Raw genomic sequence first — 1996 nt, forward strand, 5'->3', positions numbered from 1 at the left:
CGAAGACGGTTGAGAATAAGAAAGCTGGTGGTTTAGGTTCAGGAAATATTGGGGACTTTAGTAATTTACAAGGTACTAGTGTAGACGATATTTTGTCTAGAATTCCTAAAGATGCCAATAAACGAGTATTAACACCTCAGCCAGGAAAAGTAACAGAAGGATTTGAATATACATGGAAAGCTTCTGATGGAACAAAAATGACTGTTAGAGTCCATGGACAAGATGCATCAGCACCAGTAGGAAGTAATGCTGCAAATGGTTGGATTGTGAGAGTGCAACAAGGTAAAAAATATTTAGATCCTATATCAGGTGAATTTCAACCACCTGGAATTTCAAGACCTAATAGTGAGTTTTATAATGAAGAACTTATAAATAGTACCCATATTCCGATTCAGACACCAAAAAAATAGAAGGAGGAATCTAAATGGATTGGTTAAGTATCTTAAAAGATTCAGAAAAAAGTAAGAATGATAAATTAGAAGCGGTAGGTTATATAAGAGATATTTTAGATTATGGTGGCGAATCAGATGATAACACTATAAAAATAATTGATAATTTATCAGTTCAAGCTACACTACAAAATGATGATGACATTAAAGAATCAATACTCGATGCAATGTTAGAAGGGTCAAAAGCTCCATCTGTTGAAAAATCAATTAATTTAACTCCAATCATTAACCATTTAAATGGATTTAATGATGAGTGTTTGAGTTATATACTAAGTATGCTTGGAAATTCAGGAAATATAAAATACAGACCAATTATTGAATTGTACAAAGATAACTCTAAGTTAGAAGAAGATGTTGAAGAAGCACTATCAGAACTGGATTATCGAATAAAAAATAAAAAAGGCACCGTATCACAGGACTGATAATCAAGTGATAAAGTCTTGGGTAGTAAGCTATAACTCGCTAATCAAGTTGCCAATAAATGAAACAGTATTAGTGAGATTTACTTGCTGATGCTGTTTTTACATTTATTCTATCACAGTCATTCTGTCTTTGTCCCTCGATAAAACTATGATGAGGCGATTCTTACGATTCAAGGAACTTCAAATATATTTAAACCTACAGATACTATGAAAAATGGTGCGAAATATGAATTTCAATTATCTGATGGTCAGAAAGCTATTATTAGATGGCATGAGCCAGATCCTGTTGCAGCAGCCAAGTTTCCAGACTCAGCATCAGGTTCAAGATTGACTGCTCAAATTAAGATAGGAAATAAACAAGTAACTGTTGATGGACTATGGACAAAAAAGCAAAACTTAAATGGAGTTCATGTTCCAGTTCAAGGGAGGTAATAGAATGGAAAAAGTCATGAAAAAAGAAGATTATTCTGATATGCCATGGATGTCTGCAGATAAATTGTATTTATTATTTGAACAAGCTATCATGGACTTTAAAAATAAAAAAGTAACCAAAAAAGAATTTTTTGATATTCTAGACGAATTGATGATGAGACAAGGGGATACTTATGAAAACTTAAAAGAACCTCTAAGAAGTGAACTAGATAATGTTTTATGTAGCTTATGGAATACAGAAAATTATGATGATGTAGATATAATTACATCATTACTAATAAATTTAGGATTGAAAAAGACTTATAATAAAATGAAAGAATCTATTAAAGATACTACAAATATATCTTCAGAAATACTTGAAGAAATAGAAGATACCATTGAAGAGGTAGGGGATAATATAGATGACCCTTATCATGATTACATGGAAAAATAACAGAACAAGCCCCTGAATAATCAACAAAATAAAAAGGCACTCTACTTCTCAATTGACGTTGAGGAAGCAGAGCCTTGACTAGTAAGGTCTAAACTCACTAATCAAGTTGCCAATAGTTGAAACAGTATTAGTGAGAATTGCTCATTAATACTGTTTTTAATTTTATTTTACTACAATGCCCTGCCTGCATTTCTTGACAAATCTATGCTCAGGTGATTCCTACAATTCGGCGAAAGCTTTTTATTCAGCCGTCTTGATTC

The 1996-nt window shown here is 32.2% G+C and carries 4 protein-coding genes; all 4 read left to right on the forward strand.

Annotated features, from left to right (window positions below):
- A partial coding sequence (locus RV15_RS18285; protein WP_217265843.1) for a polymorphic toxin type 30 domain-containing protein occupies window positions 1-410 on the forward strand: 410 nt, incomplete at its 5' end.
- A 14-nt stretch (window positions 411-424) separates the two neighbouring features.
- The gene (locus RV15_RS18290) at window positions 425-871 is read left to right on the forward strand and encodes a hypothetical protein (protein ID WP_071879418.1); all 447 of its coding nucleotides are present in this window, start codon (window positions 425-427) and stop codon (window positions 869-871) included.
- 207 nt (window positions 872-1078) lie between these two features.
- Window positions 1079-1303, forward strand: coding sequence for a hypothetical protein (locus tag RV15_RS18295; RefSeq protein ID WP_217265844.1), 225 nt, complete (start codon window positions 1079-1081; stop codon window positions 1301-1303).
- A gap of 4 nt (window positions 1304-1307) precedes the next feature.
- The gene (locus RV15_RS18300) at window positions 1308-1736 is read left to right on the forward strand and encodes a hypothetical protein (RefSeq protein ID WP_071879420.1); all 429 of its coding nucleotides are present in this window, start codon (window positions 1308-1310) and stop codon (window positions 1734-1736) included.
- Window positions 1737-1996 lie beyond the last annotated feature (260 nt).

This window comes from Enterococcus silesiacus (genome assembly GCF_001886225.1).
Lineage (GTDB): Bacteria > Bacillota > Bacilli > Lactobacillales > Enterococcaceae > Enterococcus_L > Enterococcus_L silesiacus.